The organism is Candidatus Erwinia dacicola (genome assembly GCF_001756855.1).
GTDB lineage: Bacteria > Pseudomonadota > Gammaproteobacteria > Enterobacterales > Enterobacteriaceae > Erwinia > Erwinia dacicola.
Window position 1 is genome coordinate 1 of record NZ_MAYS01000162.1, and the last position, 2,103, is coordinate 2,103.

General features: G+C 54.8%; 3 protein-coding genes and 1 pseudogene. 2 read left to right on the forward strand and 2 right to left on the reverse strand.

The features are described from left to right. A partial coding sequence (locus BBW68_RS15870; protein ID WP_148127543.1) for a helix-turn-helix domain-containing protein occupies positions 1 to 179 on the reverse strand: 179 nt, incomplete at its 3' end. 133 nt (positions 180 to 312) lie between these two features. Here BBW68_RS15870 and BBW68_RS15875 point away from each other — a divergent pair. Continuing rightward, positions 313 to 468: a hypothetical protein gene (locus BBW68_RS15875; protein WP_186821279.1), complete on the forward strand. Its 156-nt coding sequence runs from the start codon at positions 313 to 315 to the stop codon at positions 466 to 468. Positions 469 to 510: 42 nt separating this feature from the next. On the opposite strand, the pseudogene BBW68_RS04965 reads toward BBW68_RS15875, so the two are convergent. Beyond that, positions 511 to 1,093 (reverse strand): annotated as a pseudogene (locus BBW68_RS04965) (ROK family protein). Positions 1,094 to 1,239: 146 nt separating this feature from the next. Here BBW68_RS04965 and rdgC point away from each other — a divergent pair. Then, positions 1,240 to 2,103, forward strand: an 864-nt coding sequence (gene rdgC, locus BBW68_RS04970) for a recombination-associated protein RdgC (protein ID WP_070134264.1), incomplete at its 3' end; no start/stop codon positions are given.

The following is a 2,103-nucleotide window of genomic DNA, read 5'->3' on the forward strand; positions in this document are numbered from 1 at the left end:
TCAAGCTTGCAGGGTCTGGGTGCGCGAGGCTTGTAGCGGATATCCGCTACGGGCAGCGGGCTACGGATATATCTGCGAACGGTCTCACGAGAGCATGAAAGCTGGCGCGCGATGGCGCGTATCGACATGCCCTGACGGTGTAAAACACTCATCTCCACTCTGGTCTCCAATGTCATCATTGGCAGTGCCTTAAAACTGCCATTTTTACCCTGGGTGGGTCAGATTTACATCGGCAGGTGGGCCAGTTTTACATCGGTAGCGACAGCTAGGCTACCCGGTAGTGCCGATGATTGTACTGGTGCTGGTTGTGGTGTGTGGTGTGTAGTGTGCCTGATCGTGATGCTGTGGTTTAACGCGCTGATTGGCGCTGTTTTTGTCGGCCTGATGGCGATCGGGTATCTGTGGTTCCTGATGACCAAAAGTCACCGCGATAATGCCCCGCACGACGTGATGCTGCAGGGCGAATAAAATTAGTAACGTAAAGGTCAGACATGTCTGACCCTTCATCAATTACAGCGGCCACAGCCACGCGGCATCGCGCACGCTGCTGGAATCACCGTGTACTGCGCGGCGGATCGGAGTTGCAAATTCGCCGCCAAACCCCCAGTTTTTTACCAGCTGCGGCACCGTCTTATAGGCGCTCAACGTTGCTCATCCCGCCACCCAGCACGATCATATCCGGATCGAGGATGTTCACCACGTGCGCCAGCGACTTCGCCATCCGCATTTCGTAGCGGCTCATCGCCAGCTTGGCCACCGGGTCCTGCTGCTCCAGTCACTTGATAATCTCCGCGCCTTTCAGATCGACGCTGCTCAGCCACTGCTACAGGTATTTATCCAGCGGCTGACCGTTAAGCTAGGTGGAGTTGGTGTTTTTCACCCGCTGCGTAAACGGCGACAGAATGCTTAAGGCAACGCTGCCCTGCTACCCGGTCTCCTGCTCTGCCCGCTTAACCAGCCCGATAATGTTCTCCGCTGTCTTGTCATCGTCATCGCGCGGCGTGGGAACTCGGTAGCGGAACAGTTCTTCCCCTTGGTCAGATAAGGCAATCACTTCTGTTTTGGTGCCATCTAAATCAATACCAATACGCACTTGTTATTCCTCATTATTTGACGGTGAGATCACTACCTTAGAAGGCTGCAGGCGGAAAGGCAATGAAACCCCGACGCCGATTCGCTATCATGCGCGCTGACTTTGAACTCGCGCGCCTTCTTGCGCGCACAGAGAAGGAATGCAGCATGCTGTGGTTTAAAAATTTGATGGTATATCGTCTTAGTGGCGACATTCCGCTGGTAGCAAACGAGATGGAAAAACAGCTCGATGCTTTCTTTTTCACTCCGTGCGGCAGACAGGACATGTCGAAAACCGGCTGGGTATCGCCGATTGGTCCGCGCAGCGAAGATCTGACCCACGTCACCAACGGCCAGATTCTGATCTGCGCGCGCAAAGAAGAGAAAATACTGCCTTCGCCGGTGATCAAACAGGCGCTGGAAGCGAAAATCAGCAAGCTGGAAGCCGAGCAGTCGCGTAAGCTGAAAAAGACCGAGAAAGACTCGCTAAAGGATGAAATGCTGCACAGCCTGCTGCCGCGTGCCTTCAGTCGCTTCAGCCAGACGTATATCTGGATCGACACCGTGAACAACCTGATTATGGTTGACTGTGCTAGCGCGAAAAAAGCCGAGGATACGCTGGCGCTGCTGCGTAAGAGCCTAGGGTCACTGCCGGTGGTGCCGCTGACGCTGGAAAGCCCGATTGAGCTGACCATGACGGAATGGGTGCGCTCTGGTGAGCTGCCTGCAGGTTTTGCGCTGATGGATGAAATCGAGCTGAAAGCGATTCTGGAAGATGGCGGCGTGATCCGCTGCAAAAAGCAGGATCTGGTGTGTGATGAGATTGCCAACCATATCGAAGCGGGCAAGCTGGTGACTAAGCTGGCACTGGACTGGCAGGAGCGCATCCAGATGGTGCTCTCCGACGACGGTTCCATCAAACGCCTGAAGTTCGCCGATATTCTGCGCGAGCAGAATGATGACATCGACCGCGAAGACGTGACCGGGAGTTTTGACGCTGATTTTATTCTGATGACCCGCGAACTGACCGCG